Source organism: Periweissella beninensis, assembly GCF_016908275.1.
Classification (GTDB): Bacteria; Bacillota; Bacilli; order Lactobacillales; family Lactobacillaceae; genus Periweissella; species Periweissella beninensis.
In genome coordinates this window covers 87402-107509 of the sequence record NZ_JAFBDN010000001.1, presented here as the reverse complement: position 1 = coordinate 107509, position 20108 = coordinate 87402, and the positions used below count along the sequence as shown (strand labels likewise).

At 36.4% G+C, this 20108-nt stretch carries 18 protein-coding genes and 1 pseudogene; 13 read left to right on the top strand and 6 right to left on the bottom strand.

Annotation, left to right across the window (positions count from 1 at the left end; genetic code table 11):
• The first annotated feature begins 20 nt into the window (after nucleotides 1-20).
• Complete coding sequence (locus tag JOC59_RS00495; RefSeq protein WP_205142837.1) at nucleotides 21-1742, top strand: leucine-rich repeat domain-containing protein; 1722 nt, start codon at nucleotides 21-23, stop codon at nucleotides 1740-1742.
• A 182-nt stretch (nucleotides 1743-1924) separates the two neighbouring features.
• On the opposite strand, the gene nrdG is transcribed toward JOC59_RS00495, so the two are convergent.
• From nrdG to JOC59_RS00480, 3 genes are all read right to left on the bottom strand, one after another.
• The gene (gene nrdG / locus JOC59_RS00490) at nucleotides 1925-2506 is read right to left on the bottom strand and encodes an anaerobic ribonucleoside-triphosphate reductase activating protein (protein ID WP_205142836.1); all 582 of its coding nucleotides are present in this window, start codon (nucleotides 2504-2506) and stop codon (nucleotides 1925-1927) included.
• Nucleotides 2442-4637, bottom strand: a complete 2196-nt coding sequence (gene nrdD, locus JOC59_RS00485; RefSeq protein WP_205142835.1) for an anaerobic ribonucleoside-triphosphate reductase — start codon at nucleotides 4635-4637, stop codon at nucleotides 2442-2444. The genes nrdG and nrdD overlap by 65 nt, the downstream gene beginning before the upstream one ends.
• Before the next feature lie 201 nt (nucleotides 4638-4838).
• A complete protein-coding gene (locus JOC59_RS00480) occupies nucleotides 4839-5576 on the bottom strand; it encodes a PucR family transcriptional regulator (RefSeq protein WP_205142834.1) in 738 nt (245 codons plus the stop codon).
• A gap of 246 nt (nucleotides 5577-5822) precedes the next feature.
• On the opposite strand from JOC59_RS00480, the gene arcA reads away from it, so the two are divergent.
• The 10 genes and pseudogenes from arcA to JOC59_RS00430 all read left to right on the top strand — a co-directional run.
• Nucleotides 5823-7061, top strand: coding sequence for an arginine deiminase (arcA, locus tag JOC59_RS00475; RefSeq protein ID WP_205142833.1), 1239 nt, complete (start codon nucleotides 5823-5825; stop codon nucleotides 7059-7061).
• 34 nt (nucleotides 7062-7095) lie between these two features.
• Nucleotides 7096-8142: an ornithine carbamoyltransferase gene (gene argF / locus JOC59_RS00470; protein ID WP_205142832.1), complete on the top strand. Its 1047-nt coding sequence runs from the start codon at nucleotides 7096-7098 to the stop codon at nucleotides 8140-8142.
• A gap of 13 nt (nucleotides 8143-8155) precedes the next feature.
• Complete coding sequence (arcD, locus tag JOC59_RS00465; protein WP_205142831.1) at nucleotides 8156-9592, top strand: arginine-ornithine antiporter; 1437 nt, start codon at nucleotides 8156-8158, stop codon at nucleotides 9590-9592.
• A 14-nt stretch (nucleotides 9593-9606) separates the two neighbouring features.
• Entirely contained in the window at nucleotides 9607-10548 is a 942-nt protein-coding gene (gene arcC / locus JOC59_RS00460; protein ID WP_205142830.1) for a carbamate kinase, read from the top strand.
• A 207-nt stretch (nucleotides 10549-10755) separates the two neighbouring features.
• Complete coding sequence (locus JOC59_RS00455) at nucleotides 10756-11169, top strand: hypothetical protein (RefSeq protein ID WP_205142829.1); 414 nt, start codon at nucleotides 10756-10758, stop codon at nucleotides 11167-11169.
• Between the two features lie 14 nt (nucleotides 11170-11183).
• On the top strand, nucleotides 11184-11909 hold the full coding sequence (locus tag JOC59_RS00450) for an NEAT domain-containing protein (RefSeq protein ID WP_205142828.1): 726 nt from the start codon (nucleotides 11184-11186) through the stop codon (nucleotides 11907-11909).
• A 9-nt stretch (nucleotides 11910-11918) separates the two neighbouring features.
• Nucleotides 11919-12791 carry an ABC transporter substrate-binding protein gene (locus tag JOC59_RS00445; RefSeq protein ID WP_205142827.1) on the top strand — a complete coding sequence of 291 codons (873 nt, stop codon included), beginning with the start codon at nucleotides 11919-11921 and terminating at the stop codon, nucleotides 12789-12791.
• Complete coding sequence (locus tag JOC59_RS00440; RefSeq protein WP_205142826.1) at nucleotides 12784-13683, top strand: iron chelate uptake ABC transporter family permease subunit; 900 nt, start codon at nucleotides 12784-12786, stop codon at nucleotides 13681-13683. Before JOC59_RS00445 ends, JOC59_RS00440 begins: the two co-directional genes overlap by 8 nt.
• Nucleotides 13673-14353 carry an ABC transporter ATP-binding protein gene (locus JOC59_RS00435; protein ID WP_205142825.1) on the top strand — a complete coding sequence of 227 codons (681 nt, stop codon included), beginning with the start codon at nucleotides 13673-13675 and terminating at the stop codon, nucleotides 14351-14353. The genes JOC59_RS00440 and JOC59_RS00435 overlap by 11 nt, the downstream gene beginning before the upstream one ends.
• A 136-nt stretch (nucleotides 14354-14489) precedes the next feature.
• A pseudogene (locus JOC59_RS00430) lies at nucleotides 14490-14882 on the top strand (alpha-hydroxy-acid oxidizing protein); the annotation flags it as partial.
• A gap of 75 nt (nucleotides 14883-14957) precedes the next feature.
• On the opposite strand, the gene JOC59_RS00425 reads toward JOC59_RS00430, so the two are convergent.
• Complete coding sequence (locus JOC59_RS00425) at nucleotides 14958-15311, bottom strand: ArsR/SmtB family transcription factor (protein ID WP_205142824.1); 354 nt, start codon at nucleotides 15309-15311, stop codon at nucleotides 14958-14960.
• 35 nt (nucleotides 15312-15346) lie between these two features.
• Nucleotides 15347-17218: a heavy metal translocating P-type ATPase gene (locus JOC59_RS00420; protein ID WP_205142823.1), complete on the bottom strand. Its 1872-nt coding sequence runs from the start codon at nucleotides 17216-17218 to the stop codon at nucleotides 15347-15349.
• A 187-nt stretch (nucleotides 17219-17405) separates the two neighbouring features.
• Here JOC59_RS00420 and JOC59_RS00415 point away from each other — a divergent pair, with 187 nt between their 5' ends.
• Both JOC59_RS00415 and JOC59_RS00410 read left to right on the top strand, forming a co-directional pair.
• On the top strand, nucleotides 17406-18080 hold the full coding sequence (locus JOC59_RS00415; protein WP_205142822.1) for a GTP pyrophosphokinase: 675 nt from the start codon (nucleotides 17406-17408) through the stop codon (nucleotides 18078-18080).
• 200 nt (nucleotides 18081-18280) lie between these two features.
• On the top strand, nucleotides 18281-19639 hold the full coding sequence (locus JOC59_RS00410) for an MFS transporter (RefSeq protein WP_205142821.1): 1359 nt from the start codon (nucleotides 18281-18283) through the stop codon (nucleotides 19637-19639).
• Nucleotides 19640-19693: 54 nt separating this feature from the next.
• Here the strand turns inward: JOC59_RS00410 and JOC59_RS00405 are convergent, their stop codons facing one another.
• Nucleotides 19694-20068 carry a hotdog fold thioesterase gene (locus JOC59_RS00405; protein ID WP_205142820.1) on the bottom strand — a complete coding sequence of 125 codons (375 nt, stop codon included), beginning with the start codon at nucleotides 20066-20068 and terminating at the stop codon, nucleotides 19694-19696.
• Between the last annotated feature and the right edge of the window lie 40 nt (nucleotides 20069-20108).

Here is a 20108-nt window from a genome sequence, read left to right as displayed (position 1 = left end):
AAAAGGAAGAGGAGTTAGACATGTTTTTTAGGAAACAATTAATATTTGGAACATTAATGTTGGGATTAATCGGTGGTGGGATACAACAAGTTCAAGCTGCTGAAACAACGGGGACAGTTAATACGGCAACAAGCAATAGTATTAGCATTGATAGTTGGATGCCAGATAAAGCTTTGCAAACAGCTGTTAGTCAGCAATTAAAGATAACTGTTGATCAGTTAACACCAGCCAAGATGGCCGATTTGACAACATTGAATATTGAAAGAGAAGGTATTACTAGTTTACAAGGGCTACAGTATGCTACTAACCTAACCAAATTATTGGCTGGGTTAAATGATATTAGTGATTTAACTCCGTTAGCAAAGTTGAAAAATTTAACTGATTTACAGCTATATGGCAATGATATAACTGATTTAAAGCCAATCAAGAATTTAAAAAAGTTAACAATTTTAAATTTGGCTAGTAATGAAATAACTGATATTGCACCACTTAAAGGGTTAACGAAACTACAGTATTTACTCCTAAATAATATAAGAACAACTACAATTGATCTAAAGCAATTAGTACAGCTATCAGCATTAAGTTATTTAAATTTAAATAATGATGCAATAAAAAATTCTAAATTACTGGGCAAATTAACTAAATTAACGTGGTTATCGTTAGCCGGCAGTGATGTCAAACGCATTACTTTTTTACAAACGCTTACTAATTTAAAACTACTTGATTTAACTAATAATAAAATTAGTGATATTACAGCCATTAAAAAATTAACTAAGCTTACTGATTTATCATTGGGATTGAACCAAATTAGTAATATCAAACCATTAGCAAAGTTAACGAAGCTAGAAAGCTTATCACTAGGAATTAATAAGATTACAAGTGTTAATGACCTAGCAAATTTAGTAAAATTGCAGAAACTATATCTTGATGTTAACAATATACATAACATTAATAAGTTAAAAAAATTGAAAAACTTGCGTCAATTAGCAATTGAACAAAATGCGCTTACTGATATTGCAGTGTTAAAAAACATGCCAAAGTTGACAGAGTTATCGGCTAGTAAACAAAATGTAGTGTTACCAATCATTAGTATTGCTAAGAAGCAATCATTGGTACAACCCTTAAAAATTTTAAATAATCAAGGTACTTTAGTGGTACCAACACTTGATACCAGAATTACGGGCGCTAAATATAGTGTTAAAAACAAGCAAATTATGTGGGGCAAATTAACTAAAAATGGTGAAGTAGATAGTAGTTGGACTAGTAATATTACTTATGGGGCCAACCAAACTACTAACTTTTCAGGAACAATTGTTCAACCAATTCAAATACGTAATAGTAAACAAACTTTAGGGGTTTTAAAAGTATATCAAGCAAAAAACAATACAACGTCAATGGCTGACAAATATGTCAAAAAAACTGTAACCATCACAAAGATAACTAATAATAAGTACCGAGTATTGATTACACTTGTATCACCTCAAAGTATGGGTAAGCAACCAATAAGCTTGGTAAAAGTGGCAAATAGTAAAGCGGCGCCCAAATTAATTAGTGCAGGTCACAAGGTGGGTGCTAATTATGAAACAACATATCAACTATTTTTACAAAAAAAGAATTTTAATAAGCCCTTACCAGCTAATATTCATGTTGAGTTTACGAACCCATTTAAATATAAAGCGAATTATGATATTAGATTACTAATACAAAATCAAAGTTTGGGTACAAATAAGAAATTAAAGTAGTCAAAGAAGCCATAAACTAACGGTTAACTTAACTAGCTAACAATATTGTTTAACTATTAAAGCAAACTTTAAAAACTAAATATTAGTAAACAGGACTGGATTTTTAAAAATCCAGTCCTGTTTACTAATATTTTGATCGGGTTAAGCTACATTTAGTAGTGCTATTTTTAGCATTATAAGATTTAACGAACTAGTTTATCCCAAATAATGACCTGACCAGTTGCTAAGGATTTTGGCACATCAATAATTCGTTGGTTGCTACTACCACGAAATTGGAGTGTTAAGTCTTTTTGTTCTTCCAAGAAACGACCATCAACGAGAATATCAATTAGTGATAATAATTGCAGCTTATCATACGAATCATTAATTAGTTCATGCCATGTATAGCCGGTCCATGACCAAATATCTTTAGTATGGCCAAACTCAGCCCGAATTCGGCGACATAGTTGTAAGGCGACATTGGTATTTAAAAAGGGCTCCCCACCCAATAAAGTAAGTCCCTGAACATAGTCGTGGCGCAGGTCAGTGATAATTTGCTCTTCAAGTGCTTGACTATAAGGTTGCCCATAATGAAAACTTTGGGCAGCAACGTTATAACAGCCAGGACATAGAAACAAGCAGCCACTTAGGTAAAGGCTACAGCGAATACCCTCGCCATCAACAAAATTGAATGGCTTATAGTCTGCTACATAATCAAGACTATACTTTTTGGTTTGCCACTCGCTGGGTATCGGATTGTTTGGTTTTCGCATAGATTGCGACATGATTAATCATCTCCTGAGATAAATTCTTTTGCCGAGAAGCAATTTCAACGTGACGCCCATGGACCATTGGGCGTTGTTGCGGATTACCGAGGTAACCGCATGTTCGTTTGACAACATCACAAAAAGCTGGGTCGTGATTGCCACATTGGGGACAGACAAAACCACGAGCAGTAGCGGTAAACTCACCGGAAAAACCACATTTAAAACATTTGTCAATAGCAGTATTAGTACCGAGATAACCAACATGGTCATAGGCCCAATCCCAAACTGCTTCTAATGCTTTGGGGTTTTGGCGTAAATTGGGATATTCACAATAATGAATGAACCCACCCGACGCATATTTTGGAAAACTTTCTTCAAAACTAATTTTTGCAAAGGGGGTTGGTCGTTTTCGGACATCGTAGTGAAAACTATTAGTATAGTATTCTTTATCTGTAATATCTGCAATGCGGCCAAACTTAGCCAAGTCCAACGCACAGAAAGTATCAGTCAATGACTCAGCAGGGGTTGAGTACAGACTATAATGATAGCCACTATCTTTGGACCAGGTTTGACAATAATTATGCATGGTTTGAACAATTTTTAAGACAAAGTCACGTGCCGATTGCTGTTGCTCCCAGTTTGCCCCAAAAAAGGCGGTCCCAACCTCATATAAACCGATATAACCTAAAGAGATAGTTGCTCTTTCATTTTTAAAAACTTCATCGACTTTATCGGTGGCTGTTAGTCGTTTGCCAAAAGCACCGTACATGTACAGCAAGGGCGCATTTTCTGGGACAGCTTCTTTAGTCCGTTTAATACGATAGGCAAGTGCTTGATGACAAAGCGCCATTTTTTCATTAAAAATTTCCCAAAATAAATTAAAATCACCATCTGCTAATAAAGCAATTCTGGGTAGGTTTACAGAAACAACCCCCAAATTCATCCGACCGGAATTAACCTCTTTGCCATTTTCATCATGCCAGCCTTGTAAGAAAGAGCGACAACCCATTGGCGTTTTAAAGCTCCCAGTTAACTCAATGATTTTGTCATACATTAGTAAATCAGGATACATTCTTTTAGTAGCACATTCTAAGGCTAACTGCTTAAGATCATAGTTTGGATCAGTCGTATTAAAATTTATGCCTTTTTTTAACGTGAAAATTAACTTTGGGAAAATGGCTGTTCGGTGTTCTTTACCGAGTCCGTCAATTCTAATTTGTAAAATTGCTTTTTGAATTTCACGTTCAAGCCAATTAGTTCCTAGGCCAAAGTTAATCGTTGTAAAGGGTGTTTGTCCTTGTGAAGAATATAGTGTATTAATTTCATACTCCAGCGCCTGCATGGCATCATAAATATCCTTTTTGGTTTTGGTTTTAGCATATGCAAGTTGTTGATCAGGGTTAACCCATTGTTTGGCATCAGCTAGATGTTTTTCATAATTTAAGTGTGCGTAGGGTGCCAATAGTTGATCGATCCGATTAGCCGAACACCCACCATATTGTAGTGAAGCCACGTTGGCGATGATTTGCGCCATTTGTGCGGTTGCAGTTTGAATGGACCGTGGTGAGTCAACCCACGCATTCCCAATTTTATAACCATTTTTAAGGAGATTATCAAAATCAATTAAACAGCAATTAGTCGCGGGCGTTACTGGTGAGTAATCCAAATCATGCCAATGTAGATCTCCGCGCAAATGTGCTTTGGCAACCAATGGTGGAAGCATTTTTAAACCAAGGGCCCGACTAGTTACCCCAGCTTCTAAATCGCGTTGTGTATTGAAAACACGACTATCTTTATTAGCATTTTCGTGAACAACATGGCTATCTTGGGCAAATAATTGTTCAATTCGATCTTGAATATTAGTAGCTTTAGCAAATGCCTGTTGCTGTTTTTGATAGTAGTCTGTATAAGCATTAGCGGCATTAATATCAATATTGGCAATTAAGTTTATGAGTAGTTTAGCGATGTTTTCGGTAGTAGTCATAGTGCTTTTTGTCAAACAGCTTAGTAGTTTAGTTATGATATTTGTTTGTTCAGTATCACTCAAATTTAAATTTTTTAAGCTGAATTTTATTTTATAAAGATGGAAAGGGACAGTTTCGCCACTGCGTTTATTAACCAATAAATGCGTTAAATTTTGATTTTGCATAAGATACCTCCTGTTTATTAAATACTATATATAGTGGTCTGATTAAGTTTAAAACACTATATATATTACATCTAAAATGATAAAAATAAAACTAGTAAAAAATAAGGAAAATAAATGCATAATAAAAACGACTAAATATTGATCATTTAGTCGTTTTTTTAATAAATTTTGGTTTTGTTCATTATTTATTATTTTTTACATTTAGTAGATACGATCGCGCGGTAACATACTATCAGAAATGCTTTGTAATTCGTTTAGGAGCAGACTTAAGTTTTTGGTACGCCACCGGACATAGGCACTAATCAGGGCGATACAATCAACAATGTTTCGTGGATTATAGCCAGTTAATTCATGTAAGCGATTAAGCCGATATTCAACGGTACGACGATGAACATGGAGACTATGGGCTGTTTTGGTAAAGTTATGATTGTTTAAAACGCTAGCCCAAAAGGTATCAAGCAGGATTGTATCACCATACAGCGTTTCAAAGCGGTCAAAAAATTGGCGTAGTTCAGGATAAGCGAGATTACTATTAATTAACGGATTGAAACGTTTAATACTATCAAAATGAACGATGGGATTTTCAGCATCAGCGATACTAAAACACAAGGCTTCTAGTGCTTCTTTAATCGTGCGTGACAAATCAAAATGGGGGGTCCCAATGCCAACTAACTGATTAGGAGCTAACTGTGCTAAAAAGCTGTCTAAGTCATAGTACTCGTTAAAAATAAAAATACAACGATAGCTATCTAGCATAAAAGACAAATTATAGTTATAGGAAGTATTTTCAATTGATGACTTGACGACTAGTGCATAATATTTACGTGTTAAATCAACATTATGGTGTAATGCTTCATGTTCAAAGTCGCTATTTAAAGCTAAATCATAATCAGAAATGTTTAGCCATTTTTGTAAAAAAGCAGTAGTTGTATTTGGCATGAGATGAAAACCTCCAATGAGCAAAAAAGAATGCCATAAAAAATGACATAAATGTCGTGTTAATTATAAAATAGATGCTCGTAAAATGTCAAATAATGTGATTTGTTGAACATGTATTTATCCAATTGGATAAAAATGTTTGCATAAACGTATATTGTGAATAATTATATAAAGGTATAAAGTAATATTTGTAATCAATTGAAAGCGCTTGCAATGATTTTATAAAATGGTTTGGAGGAGATTCTAATGAAAGATCCAGCAATTAAGGTCAATTCAGAAATTGGTAAGTTAAAAACTGTTCTTTTGAAAAGACCTGGTGAAGAAGTTGAAAATATTACCCCAGATACCATGGAACGTCTACTATTTGATGATATTCCATTCTTAGAAATTGCGCAAAAAGAGCATGACTTCTTTGCACAAACTTTAAGAGATAATGGCGCCGAAACACTTTATATTGACGACTTAGCGGTGGATGTCTTAGACAAGGATAACGCTATTCGGCATAAATTTGTGGAAACATATTTAGATGAAGCAGGTTATGGCCTTGGGACAACCCACGATGCTTTATATGAATATCTACAAGACTTTTCAACTCGCGATATGGTTACCAAACTATATGCTGGGATACGGCGTAATGAATTTGATTTTAGTAATGATTCATTACATGATTTAGCAGGGCGTGATGCTGCTAATCCATTCTTACTTGATCCATTGCCTAATGCTTACTTTACGCGTGATCCACAAGCATCAATGGGCCATGGACTTACAATTAATCATATGACATTTAAGGCTCGTCGGCCGGAATCATTATTTACCGAATACGTTATGCAATATCATCCTCGATTTGCAGGCAAGGTAAACGTCTGGCGTGATCGCAATCATGATACGCGAATTGAAGGTGGCGATGAATTAATTTTAAATGATCACGTCCTTGCAATTGGTGTTTCAGAAAGAACATCTTCAAAATCGATTGAAGGATTAGCTAAAGAATTATTTAAAAACTCAGAATCAAACTTTGACACAGTAGTGGCCGTTGAAATCCCACATAATCATGCAATGATGCATCTAGACACGGTCTTTACAATGGTTAACTACGATCAATTTACTGTTTTCCCAGGTATTATGAACGATGAAGGGCATATGAATATTTTCATCATGACACCAGGGGCAAACGGCACAGTTAAATTAGCACATAGAACTGACTTAGCAGCAACTTTGAAAGAAGTGTTACACCTCTCTGAACTCGATATGATTATGACTGGCTCAGGGGATGAAATTGTTGCACCACGTGAACAATGGAATGATGGGTCAAACACGTTGACAATTGCCCCAGGTGAAGTGGTTACCTACAACCGTAATTATGTAAGTAATGAATTGTTAAGACGGCATGGCATTCGGGTCCATGAGGTTATTTCAAGTGAATTATCACGCGGTCGTGGTGGCCCACGTTGTATGTCACAACCATTATGGCGTGAAGATATTTAAGCAAATTATTTAACAAATTAAGGGAGATTTTATCATGACTAAAGTAGCAACTAACTCAGTTTTTCAAGGTCGTTCATTATTAGCAGAAAAGGATTTTACGCCGGCAGAAATTCAATATTTAGTTGATTTTGGCTTACATCTTAAAGCCTTACGTCATAACAATATTCCACACCGTTATCTTGAAGGTAAAAATATTGCTTTATTATTTGAAAAAGCTTCAACCCGGACACGGGCAGCATTTACTACTGCGGCCATTGAATTAGGCGCACACCCTGAATATTTAGGGGCCAATGATATTCAATTAGGTAAAAAAGAATCAGTTGAAGACACCGCGATTGTTTTAGGCCGGATGTTTGATGGAATTGAATTTCGTGGATTTAAACAAGCAGATGTTGAAGGTTTAGCTAAGTACTCAGGTGTACCGGTTTGGAATGGTTTAACAGATGAATGGCACCCTACCCAAATGATTGCAGACTTTATGACCGTCAAAGAAAACTTTGGTCACTTAAAAGGCCTTACCTTAACATATGTTGGTGATGGCCGTAATAACATGGCTAATTCACTCTTAGTGACTGGCTCAATGCTTGGGGTAAATATCCATATTGTTGCACCAAAAGCATTACACCCTGCGGCTGATGTTATCGCAATTGCCAAAAAATTTGCTAGTCAAACTGGAGCCAAACCAATGGTTACAGATGATATTAAGGCTGGTGTGAAAGGCTCAAATATTATTTACACTGATGTATGGGTTTCAATGGGTGAAACAAATTGGGAAGAACGAGTTAAGCTACTTACACCATATCAAGTTAACATGGATATGATGCGCGCAACAGGTACTCCAGATGATCAATTAATCTTCATGCACTGCTTACCAGCCTTTCACGATACAAATACTAAATACGGTGAAGATGTTAAGGAACAATATGGTATTACTGAAATGGAAGTAACTGATGAAGTCTTCCGTAGTAAGTATGCGCGTCATTGGGATGAAGCTGAAAACCGTAAGCATTCAATTAAGGCAATTATGGCAGCTACATTAGGTAATTTATTTATTCCAGCGGTACCTGATTTAGAAGAATAAATAGGTAAAAATCATGGAAGAAAAGATAAATAGTAAAGGTATTGCGTTACCCGCGTTAGTAGCGTTAGTCATCAGTAGTGCCATTGGTGCTGGGATTTTCGATTTACCCTATACACTGGCACAAGCAGCGACACCAGGCCCTGTGTTAATTGCTTGGCTAATTACTGGCTTTGGTATTTTGATGTTATCACTTAGTTTAAATAATTTAGTGATTAATAAGCCTAAATTAACAGGTATTTCAGATTACGCTCGGGATGGCTTTGGTGATTTTGCGGGCTTCATTTCAGGCTGGGGGTACTGGTTATCAGCGTGGCTCGGAAATGTGGCGTTTGCAACGATGTTAATGTCAGCAATGGGTTACTTTATTCCAAGTTTAAAGTCAGGTAATAGTATCAGTGCGATTGTAATTGCATCTCTTATTTCTTGGTCCCTGACTTTATTAGTAACACGTGGAATTGAGTCTGCGGCCGCAATTAATACAATCGTGACGATTTGTAAGTTGATTCCCTTATTTGCCTTTGTGGTGATTGCATTACTTTCATTTAAAGCCGGGCTATTTACTGAACATTTTTGGCAAAATTTTAGCGTAAACATGCAAAAGCAACCCTTATTTGGTAAAGCAACTACAAGTGGTATCTTTAACCAAATTAAAGGTTGTATTATGGCAATGATGTGGGTCTTTGTAGGAATTGAAGGGGCCAGTATGATGGCCGGTCGGGCTAAAAAGAAGACGGATGCCGGGCGCGCGACAATTATTGGTTTACTGGCTCTGTTATCCATATATGTGGTTGTTTCACTCTTGCCTTATGGATATATGACGCAAGCTGAATTACTACAGGTTAATCATCCCACAGTGCTTTATATTTTTAAAGATATGACCGGGTCATTTGGTGGAGCCTTTATCAGTATCGGTTTGATAATTTCAATTTTAGGTGCTTGGCTATCATGGACTATGCTACCGGTTGAAGCAACATCATTAATGGCAGAGCAACAGTTGTTACCAACTTGGTTTGGTAAGCTGAATAAATTTAACTCACCAGCCAATTCATTATTTTTGACACAGGTGTTGGTGCAAGTATTTTTAATAACTTTGATTTTTACGGATCAAGCTTATAACTTTGCATATTCGTTATGTACAGCAGCAATTGTTGTTTGCTACACATTAGTCGGGGCATATCAATTAAAATTAGGGCTTCAACAAAGGGCACTGCGCGTTATTTTGCCTGGACTATTTACAGTCATCTTTGAAGTAACAGCAATTACCTTATCTGGTTTGCAGTATTTATGGTTATGTACGATTGCTTATGTATTAGGTTTTGTTTTATACATTCGAGCTCGTAAGGAAAATGGTAAAACAGTTCCTAAGAATGAATGGCTTATGATGGGAATCATTGTCGGCTTAGCAGTTCTTGCTGTCATATTCTTAGCAACTGGTCAATTAAGTATTTAGGAAAGGATAAGTGTATGGCTAAACGTATTGTGGTTGCCTTAGGTGGAAATGCCATTTTAACAGATGACCCTAGCGCCCAAGCGCAACAAGCAGCATTAGTTACCACTGCTCAACAGTTAGTAGGTTTTTTGAACGATACCGAAAATCAATTAGTGGTAACACATGGTAATGGACCACAAGTAGGAAATTTATTATTACAACAAATTAATGGCGGATCAGCTAAAAATCCAGCGATGCCCCTAGATACAGTAGGCGGTATGACCCAAGGTGAATTAGGTTTTTGGCTTAGTAATGCGCTTAATAAAGCTTTTAAAGCAAAAGATATTACGGGTGATGTCGCTACAATAGTGACACGAACAGTGGTTGATGCGGCTGATCAGGCTTTTCAAAAACCAACTAAGCCAATTGGCCCATTCTATACGGAGACAGAGTTTACCGCGATCAAAAACGAACATCCCGATTGGACATTAGTTGAAGATGCTGGGCGGGGTTACCGGCGAGTAGTTCCATCACCAAAGCCAACTAGCATTGTTGAGGCTAATGTAATTAAAGAAATCGTTGCTAATGGAACAACATTAGTCGCAGCTGGTGGTGGTGGTATTCCAGTGATGACTAAGAGCGATGAATTTGTTGGGGTAGAAGCGGTTATTGATAAAGACTTTTCAGCAGCTAAGCTAGCCGAATTAGTTGATGCTGATGAATTAGTCATTTTGACAGCTGTTAAAAATGTTTATATTCATTTTAATCAACCAGAAGAACAAAAATTAGGCAAAATAGATGTGGCGACAGCCAAGCAATATCTTGCAGCTGGCGAATTTGCAGCTGGTTCAATGAAGCCTAAAATTGAGGCGGCCGTTAGTTTTGTTGAAAAGACAGGGAAGCGAGCTGTGATTACCTCGCTAGACAACGTTGAAAACTACATTAACACTGAAGATGGTACAATCATTGAACCTTAAAGTTTTTTAGTAAATGAGTCAGAATGTTTAAAAGTTAAAGAAATGCGTAGCAACTAATTCAAAATTTGAGTTAGTTGCTTTTTTCGTAATATAGAATTTAAATTAGGCCAACTTAAGTAAGTAATTAGCTATTTTTTAATCAAAAGACGTTATTCGATAAAAAAATAGCTATAATAGTAATTAGTTATGAAAGAAGGATGCGATAAAATGAATAAAATTATTACAACTAGTTTAACAATTGCCGTAATGAGCAGTTCACTATTAGTAACGACCCCAGTGTTAGCTAAGACCAAACAATGGAATGTTGCGTATATGCAAAGTGATAATAAACATCAGTACTCGATGATTCAAACTGATCATTTATGGCAACGCAAGATAATTTATAAGAATAAAAAAATTATTATAAAACAAACAAAAATGATGAATTATATGCGAAAATTAACTTTTGATGGTGTCAAGTTAAAAGCAACACGCCACGGTAAAACTGGAACATGGTATGGCTATCTTTCGGCAAAGCATTTACGAAAAATACGGCATGGTCGTTATATTAAGGTTAAGATGCAATATCATGTACCTAAGTTGTTTACGCATAACGTGAGTGCTTTAGTCAAGATTAAGTAAGGAGATTTAGTAGTATGCGACAGCAATTATATCGGGGGATACTTATACTTTTGGGGGTTTTAACTTGGTTTGGTTATTCTGACAATGCAACAGCGGCATTAAAAACATATCGCGTACCCTACACAGTTCAGAAATATAAAACAAAACAAACGTCAGTGGCGGATGCGTATTTTATTAAACCAGCTAAAGTAATCGTTTTAAGTAATACTTATGAAGTAACCTTAGATATAGTAACTAGTCATGAGTTGGGTAAATATCCAGTTAAGGTATTACTAATTAATGGTCAATATCCTAAAGTAACGAAAAAAATTGTGGGGACTAGTTATCAATACGAAATTAAATTTAGTGTAACCAAAATTGCTAAACCAGTAATTGGGAGAATGCAGGTCGATATTGATAGTTTAAATTATCATCATAAATATCCATTTAATATCGCTTTTGAAACCCAAAAACTACCTAAATTAAAAATTAGCCAAAAAAAACCTAAGACACCCACAAAAGTAACTATTACAGCGAGTAGTGCTAGTAATTGGAGTTCTAAGCAGCGTAGTACTAGTCAAGCAAAACAAGCAAAAAAGAACCATACTAAAGCGACAAAAATAGCTCAGCAAAAGGATAATTTGACACAAAAGGCCAAGGCCAAGCAGGCCAGAAAAACGAATCAGCAATTAATAATTGTTAGCTTTGCGACGTTATCAGCAGTGGTTGGCTTAGCATATGCTCGGTCATTATTAAAGTAGGATAATTTAATGAATAAAAAACAGCGATTAATTTTAGTGGGATTATTATTAGGCTTGAGTTTGGGTGGGCTATTTTTTTTGCTAAAGGCGCAGCATTCTCAAGTGACACAAACTAAAAACACTCGAATTATTACAACAACAACGGCGATGACCCAAGTCTTTAGCGCCCTAGATATTCCATTAGTCGGGGTACCAACGGCTAACAAGCTTAGTGAACTTCCGGTAAAAATGCGGAAATTACCTAAAGTAGGTAATCACATTGCAGTTAATTTTGAAAAAATTGTAGCTCTAAAACCAAGTGTTGTCTATGTTGACCAAGCGCTTACTGATGATTACCGCACTAAATTACAAGCGCAACACATCAAAATGGTGACACTTGATTTTACTAACTATGGAACGTTAAAGCAAAGTATCACCCAGTTAGGTCAGCAATATCAGCGAGTTGCTAAGGCGCAAGCCCTTATTAGCCATATCAAATTGAAATCTGTTAATGTCAGTAAAAAGCCAAAAGTTTTAATTTTAATGGGGATGCCAGGTGGTGGTTTTTTAACAATGAACGCACATAGTTACATTGGTGATTTAGTAACCCGGGCGGGTGGTCAGGTGGTTGGCGCCAACCAGCAGTCGCTATACGGCACGCCTAGCACGGAAAAAATTGTTAAAGCAAATCCAGATATTATTATTCGATTAGCACATGCGATGCCTAGCGAAGTTAAAGCCAATTTCAACGCCACGTTCGCTAAAGCGCCATACGCTAATTTACAAGCAGTTAAAAGTAAGCATGTTTATGATGTGACGGCCCCGGTGTTTAGTCCAACTGCTAATTTAAAGGTTAAACAAGCATATCAACAAATTAAGGAATGGTTAGCACAAGTTGAGTAAAAAAAAGGGACAATATATTTTAAGTGCAATAATTATATTAGTAGTAATAGTTAGTTTAGGAATTGGGCGGCCGACTAGTACGATATTATGGCAATTAAGAATGCCTAGAGTGATTGCGGCGATATTAATTGGGGCTATGTTAGCTTGGAGTGCACTGATTTTTCAAACAACCTTGCGGGCTAATTACCTTGATGGCTCCATGTTAGGCTTAGCAAATGGGAGTGAATTTGCAGTTGCTACCAGTCTCGTTTTATTACCAAATTTAGCACCTTACCGTGTCTTACTAGGGGCTTTTTTTGGCATCTTAGTAGTGAGTATTTTACGATATAGTGTTTTAAGCATTTTCAAGCAACCATTACTTTTGATTTTGGTTGGGCTAAGTTTAGCAATGTTTTTTAATGCAGCAACGACGATCATTACAGCAAACAATGGCTTTATTGGTAAAAGTTTAAGTACAATTACATGGATCGACGTTGTGAGCTTATTTATAATTATGCTGATTGGTTGGCTAATTTGGTGTTGGTACAGTGATAAATTAACCTACTATGCCATTCCTAGTTTACAAGGGAAACAACTAGGATTTAATGAAAGCAAGGTCTCATTTTGGTTGCAAATAATGGCGGCAATGTGGTTAGGAGCAGTAACCGCCATTATTGGAACGGTATTTTTTGTAGGGTTGGTTTGGGTCCAAATATTTACATTAACTAAAGCACTAAGTTTAAAGGAACGGTTAGGCCTGACAACTTTAACTGGCATTTTATTAACAGTCTTAGCTGACTTGCTTGCACATTGGGTGATGGCACCAGATGAATTACCAACTAATGCAGTCCTATTAATTATTAGTGCACCGTTATTAATATGGATAATGGTAAGGTGGCGCAATGAAATTTAAAAATATTAAAATAAAACAAGGTCAAAAAGTGATTATTAATGAGTATAGTGGTACTATTCCAACCACTGGAATTATCAGTGTTGTTGGCCCAAATGGGATTGGGAAGACCACTTTATTAAAAGCCTTAGCTGGTTTAATACCGTATGAGGGTGTGATTTTGGATCAAGCTACGCTAACTTATTTACCTCAAAAAAATAGGTTTTATGATGCAATTAAAGTTGATGAATTTTTAGGGTTAGTGCCGACTAATCATCCTCAAGCGGGGTGGCGTAAGCAAGTTTTCAAACAGTTAGATATTGCAGACTTACAAGGAAAAAATGTTAACACGTTGTCTGGTGGTCAACAACAACGAGTATGGCTTGCTTTTAGCTTGATTCAATCAAAATCAATTTTAATGTTAGATGAGCCATTAACATACTTGGATTTAAAATATCAACAGCGCTTCTTAAGTTTGATCAGCACAGCTAGTCAGTTTTGTACAATTATACAGATTGTGCATGATTTAAATATTGCTAATCAATACAGTGATATCGTTTGGTTATTAACTGTCAAGACATTACTTGCAGGGACGCCAACACAAGTGTTAACCGCTACTAATTTAAATATAGTGTTTGCCACGACCGTTAAGATACACCGAACCAGTGCCGGGCAACGGTGGTTTTCAGTATAATTTAAGTTTAAATAATTACTATAAATAAGTAATTTGCTTATAATATAAGGTTGAAGATGTAAGGAGGGCCCCAAATCGATGGCAAATACACAATTAAGTGATGCAACGCATGTTTTAACTTACATCGCTATGCACTAAGCAGATGAAATTACCAGAAGATGCATTACTAGCAATCGGTGCTGGTGCACAAGGTATTTATGTTTCAAATCATGGTGGCCGTCAATTAAATGGTGGGCCTGCAGCCTTTGATGTGTTACATGATATCGCACAAGCAGTTAACCACCGGGTACCAATTATTTTTGATAGTGGTGTTCGGCGTGGCTCGCATGTCTTTAAAGCTTTAGCCAGTGGTGCTGATTTAGTTGCCTTAGCACGACCAGTTATTTATGGGTTAGCTTTAGGTGGCGCTAGCGGCGTCGCATCAGTAATTAATGAATTAAATCATGAATTGTTAATTGATATGCAACTAGCTGGTACATCAACAACTGCCGATGTTAAACAGGCTAAGTTATTAAGAAACAAAAATTAAAATTTGACTATGGTATTAAAAAAAACTTGCGCTAAAACAATTTAAGCAAAATTGTTTTAGTGCAAGCTTTTTAGTTTAACGTTCTTCAAACAGGTGTGCTTTGGTTTGTTGGAAGATCGTTATAATATGTTCATCAGCAAGTTGATAGTGGATATTACGGCCACGTCGTTGACTGGTAACTAGCTTAACCTGTTTTAGTAAGCTTAATTGATGTGAAATTGAAGATTGACTCATTGCCAAGATATCGACAATTTCATTAACACTCAGTGGTGTTTTTGCTAAGGCCAGTAAGATGCGCATGCGGGTTGGGTCACTTACAGCTTTAAAAAAACTCGTCATTGCAATTAAGTCATCAGTAATGGGAATACCGTTAGCTAAATCACATAATTGTTGCTTGTGTTGTTGTTCGTTAAAATTGTTTGCGACCATGTCAAAATCCTATTCTTTCTTACGATAATGACGCCTTAAGCTCTTAATGGTAATAGTAAGCGAAGGCCATTGAAAATTACTAATAAGGTACTGCCTTCATGGGCGATGATTCCTAAAGTAATATTAGTTATACTCATAAAGTTTAAGATTACCAACAAAAAAACTATTAACAGGGCAAAGATCATATTTTGCCAAATTACTTGGTTTAGTTTTTTAGAAATACGATGAGCATATGTTAACTTAGCTAAATCATTTTGCATGACCACCACATCGGCTACTTCAATAGCAACATCGGTTCCATCCCCCATCGCGATACCAATATCAGCATTTGCCAAGGCAGGGGCATCGTTTACACCATCACCAACCATGGCAGTCGCACCATTTACTTGATTTTGCTTGATAACATCTGCTTTTTGCGTTGGTAACACATTTGCTAGCACACTATCAATTCCAAGTGTATTTCCAATTGCCTCGCCTGTGAGCTTGGCATCACCTGTTATCATTGTAGTATGAATATTTTGATATTTAAAGTAATTGATTGCTGATTTAGCATTTTCGTTAGGAATATCCATCAATGCAAGTAAACCGATTGGCTGATTATCTTTAGCAATAATAACAACAGTTTTACCGGCGTGACTTAAAGTGTCTAAATTGGTAGCTAATCGGTCGGGTAGCTTAGGAAATGAACTAGGTTTAGTAATCTGATAATGACTACCAGCGTATTCAGCAGTTAAGCCATGCCCAATTTTGTTATCAACAGTTAAAGTTAGGGGTGTCGTAATTACATTTTGATAATGATTAACAATGGCGGTCGCTAAAGGATGATTAGCAGCTTGCTCCATTGCAAAAATAATATTGATTAAGCGTTTTTGATCGACTTCAGGTAAAAAGACTTGATCTGTAACTTGTGGTTTACCAATTGTTAGGGTACCGGTTTTATCAAAGGCAATATTTTTTAAATCAGCTAAGTTGGTTAAGTAAGCACCACCCTTAAATAGCACGCCACGTTTAGCCAAATTGGAAATGCCAGATAGCGTTGCAGGAATCGCACTGGCTGCCAATGCACAAGGCGAAGCAGAAATTAAAAAGACTAAACCACGATAGAGACTAGTGTGCCAAGACCAGTCAAAGGCCACCGGGCCAAGGATAATTACTAAAGGAAAGAGGGCTAATACGGTTGTTACGTAATAAGGTTCAATTTTTTTGATTTTAGTCGCAGCTGGTGATAATGAGGCTTGTGATTGCTTAACTAATTCTAAAATTTTGGCAAAAACGGTATCGTCACTAGCTTTCGTAACTTCCATCGTAAACGCGCTCGGTCCATTAATGGTACTACCGTATACTAAATCGCCAGGTTGCTTTTCTTGGGGCATACTTTCACCAGTAATACTGGCTTCATCAATGGTTGTCATTCCTGATAAAATAACCCCATCAGTCGGAATTTGAGCACTATTCACTACTTGTAATTGGTCACCAATTTTTAATTGATTAACCGCGACGATCTCAATTGTCCCGTCCGGCTTAATTCGTTTGGCTTCAGTTGGATTCATTTTTAAAAGCTTGGTAATTTCACGTTTGCTTTTATTTTCAGCATATTCTTCAAGAATGTGGGCAGCGGCAAAAATCAAAATTAAGAGGGCTGCCTCCTCAAAGTTACCAATTAAAATGGCACCAAAGGCGGCTAGCGTCATCAAAAGATGGATATTAGGCATAAACTTATGGTGCATACGGGTATCTTGCCAAGTTTCGCCAAAACCTTCTGTAATAATTTCAAAACCAGCTAAAATAGTTGCTAAGATGAAAAGAATTGCTAAGATATTATTTGCGAGTGGTAAAATTAGCGCGCCTAAAAAAATAAGTAAGCCCGCGCCAAACAAGTTTTGGGAAAGACGTTCGTTAATATGCATGATAAAACCTCACTTTATTTTATATGAATAAATGCTCATATGTTCATCTATAATTTAACACAACTCAGGGTAAAACACAAATAAACTTAAATTTATCGCTAAGCATACAGTTAAGAGGCGTAATTTGTGATCAATATCTGTATAATTTAAGGGGTAGGTTGTGAGCTTTTAAGTGAAAGGATAAATTATGATACATAATAAAATTAACGTGTTTAATGTGGAAACTCTCCATGGTCAGTTTCAGAGTTTTGATGGTGGTCCTGCAATTGCCGAAGTGATAAAATTTGTCAAACTTTATCAGTTATATTCATCAGCGGCCAATGAATTGTTTACAAAACTTGAAAACTTAGATTCCGAGTTTCAAGTGATGCATGACTATAATCCAATTCATGCGATTGACTCACGGATGAAAACACCACAGAGTTTATTAGATAAGTTAAATAGAAAGAAGATTAAAGTCACAGCAGCTAATGTTCAAGCAAAAATCTATGATGTAGCTGGATTAAGAGTAATTACAAATTATCTGAATGATATCTATACTATTCGTGATTTATTAGTTAATGAAAGTGATATCGAATTAATTAAAGAAAAAGACTACCTTAAAAATCCCAAAAGCAGTGGTTATCGTAGCCTTCATTTGGTATTGGCAATCCCCGTTTTTCAAAGTACGGGGTTAAAAAAGGTCCCCGTAGAAATTCAAATTAGAACAATCGGGATGGATATGTGGGCAAGCTTAGAGCATAAGTTACGTTATAAAAATTCAGACGATAGCATTACTAAATATGCGCAAAAACTTGAAGACTATGCGAATCAATTATTAGCAATAGAACAGGGGATGCAAGTAATTCAGCAAAATTTATAGGGTGTTTCACGTGGAACATCGTAAAATTACGTGAAGCAATTAACGCTAAAAATTTTTAGTTCATCTAGTATCATTAGTGTTCAACCAAGTATGACGGTGGTGTCGGTTAAATCTTTAACCAATTTTGTTTGCACCAACGTTTTTTTTATGTAACTATATAAGATGGTCATATTTAAAATTAGGAGGATAACAATTTATTTATGAATAAGATTACACCCCGGTTGCTGCTGTCAATTTTTGCAACCGGTTTATTATCGTTCATGGGCGTCTTAGTTGAAACAGCCATGAATATAACATTTCCCAAACTAACCGTTGAATTTAATACATCATTAGCCAATATTCAATGGCTAACGACGGCCTATCTTTTGGTATTAGCAGCGATGATGCCATTAACCGTTTATTTAATGCGTAAATTTAAATTACCTTATTTATTTACGTTTGCGGCAAGTATGTTTTTAATTGGGTTAATATTAGATGCCGTGGCTCCGAATTTAGCGCTTTTAATTATAGGTCGGGTGTTTCAAGGTATGGGAACAGGGATTAGCTTACCAATGATGTTTAACATTATTTTGACGCAAGCCCCTAAAAACAAAATTGGTTTATTAATGGGTGTCGGTAATTTTATTACCGCCATTGCGCCTGCGGTTGGGCCAACATTTGGTGGTTTTTTAGTTAGTATTTGGAGTTGGCGGGCTATTTTTATCTGTATTATTCCACTAATAATCATTGCCTTAATAATCGGGATAATGACGATTAGAAGTGCGGATAACGTTACGCCCCCAAAGTATTTAGATTTTGTTGGTTGGTTACTACTAGCCATTGATTTTAGTACATTAATTTTAGGCTTTAATAAATTAGCAACTAGTACAATATTAGGACTTGTCTGGATTGCTATCGGAGGAGTTAGTTGTGGAATAACCGCATGGTGGTATCAACGACAATCACATCCAATTTTGGCTTTGAATTTAGTCAAAGAGCGGTCATTTATTTTACATTTACTAAGTTTTGGCCTTACTCAATTTACAATTTTAGGAATGGCTTTCTTATTACCAACGATGATTCAACTAACTTTGCATGAAAGTTCGTTTATATCAGGAATCGCCATGTTACCCGGTGCTTTATTAGGGGCATTACTTGCTCCTGTTGGGGGGATGTTATTAGATCGGTTTGGTGCTAAACGGCCGATTTTAGTTGGTGCAAGCTTAGAGTTAATTGCACTAGTGTTATACTGGCTAACTGTCGGGCATGCAAATGTTTGGGGCGTAACGTTATTGTTTATGCTCTTCACGTTAGGACAGGGTATGTGCTATTCAAACATTATGACAAATGGGCTGCATGGATTGGTACCACAAAAAATTGCTGACGGGAATGCTTTATTTAACACTTTTCAACAATTCTCAGGAGCCGTTGGAACAGCCATTGTTTCGTTGATTATTTCGTTAGACGTAACGACACAAAAAATCCATGGCTTTACTTTTGGTTTGTTAGCCATGGTACTTGCTTTAGCATTAAATGTAATTATTTTATGGTTTGCTTTTCATTCTAAGGCTAAAGCTTAGAACAATATTTACTTAGATAAGACTAGTTCGTGCTATTATATAAGATGGACAGTCTTATTTTGGTTGGTCAATAAACATGGTAGTAACGCTACTAGTACTAACTAGTTTAGCATTAGTTTGTTGCATGATTTTGACATCCCACACCTGAATTTTGGTGCCGATATGTTGAGGCGTCGCGATTGTAATTAAACTACCGTTAACGGTGGGCCTTAGATGGTGTGATGTGATGGCCACCCCAACGGCCACTTGCCCGCGTGGGGCAGCACAGTTAGCAGCAATGCTGGCAGCTGTTTCAGCCAAAACAGCGTTAATCCCACCATGGACCAAACCAAAGGGTTGCTTGATATTTTCAGTGACCGGCAAGTTGAGTTCAACTTGTTGAGCAGATTGACTGACAACTTTAATGCCGAGGTAATCGATTAAATTCATGAAAGCCTCCATTACTTAAATTATTTTAGACCTGAAAGGA

Bases quoted from the DNA above. Each gene is read 5' to 3' on its own strand.
- JOC59_RS00495 (WP_205142837.1), top strand. From the start codon at position 21: ATGTTTTTTAGGAAACAATTAATATTTGGAACATTAATGTTGGGATTA.
- nrdG (WP_205142836.1), bottom strand. From the start codon at position 2,506: ATGTCGCAATCTATGCGAAAACCAAACAATCCGATACCCAGCGAGTGG.
- nrdD (WP_205142835.1), bottom strand. From the start codon at position 4,637: ATGCAAAATCAAAATTTAACGCATTTATTGGTTAATAAACGCAGTGGC.
- JOC59_RS00480 (WP_205142834.1), bottom strand. From the start codon at position 5,576: ATGCCAAATACAACTACTGCTTTTTTACAAAAATGGCTAAACATTTCT.
- arcA (WP_205142833.1), top strand. From the start codon at position 5,823: ATGAAAGATCCAGCAATTAAGGTCAATTCAGAAATTGGTAAGTTAAAA.
- argF (WP_205142832.1), top strand. From the start codon at position 7,096: ATGACTAAAGTAGCAACTAACTCAGTTTTTCAAGGTCGTTCATTATTA.
- arcD (WP_205142831.1), top strand. From the start codon at position 8,156: ATGGAAGAAAAGATAAATAGTAAAGGTATTGCGTTACCCGCGTTAGTA.
- arcC (WP_205142830.1), top strand. From the start codon at position 9,607: ATGGCTAAACGTATTGTGGTTGCCTTAGGTGGAAATGCCATTTTAACA.
- JOC59_RS00455 (WP_205142829.1), top strand. From the start codon at position 10,756: ATGAATAAAATTATTACAACTAGTTTAACAATTGCCGTAATGAGCAGT.
- JOC59_RS00450 (WP_205142828.1), top strand. From the start codon at position 11,184: ATGCGACAGCAATTATATCGGGGGATACTTATACTTTTGGGGGTTTTA.
- JOC59_RS00445 (WP_205142827.1), top strand. From the start codon at position 11,919: ATGAATAAAAAACAGCGATTAATTTTAGTGGGATTATTATTAGGCTTG.
- JOC59_RS00435 (WP_205142825.1), top strand. From the start codon at position 13,673: ATGAAATTTAAAAATATTAAAATAAAACAAGGTCAAAAAGTGATTATT.
- JOC59_RS00425 (WP_205142824.1), bottom strand. From the start codon at position 15,311: ATGGTCGCAAACAATTTTAACGAACAACAACACAAGCAACAATTATGT.
- JOC59_RS00420 (WP_205142823.1), bottom strand. From the start codon at position 17,218: ATGCATATTAACGAACGTCTTTCCCAAAACTTGTTTGGCGCGGGCTTA.
- JOC59_RS00415 (WP_205142822.1), top strand. From the start codon at position 17,406: ATGATACATAATAAAATTAACGTGTTTAATGTGGAAACTCTCCATGGT.
- JOC59_RS00410 (WP_205142821.1), top strand. From the start codon at position 18,281: ATGAATAAGATTACACCCCGGTTGCTGCTGTCAATTTTTGCAACCGGT.
- JOC59_RS00405 (WP_205142820.1), bottom strand. From the start codon at position 20,068: ATGAATTTAATCGATTACCTCGGCATTAAAGTTGTCAGTCAATCTGCT.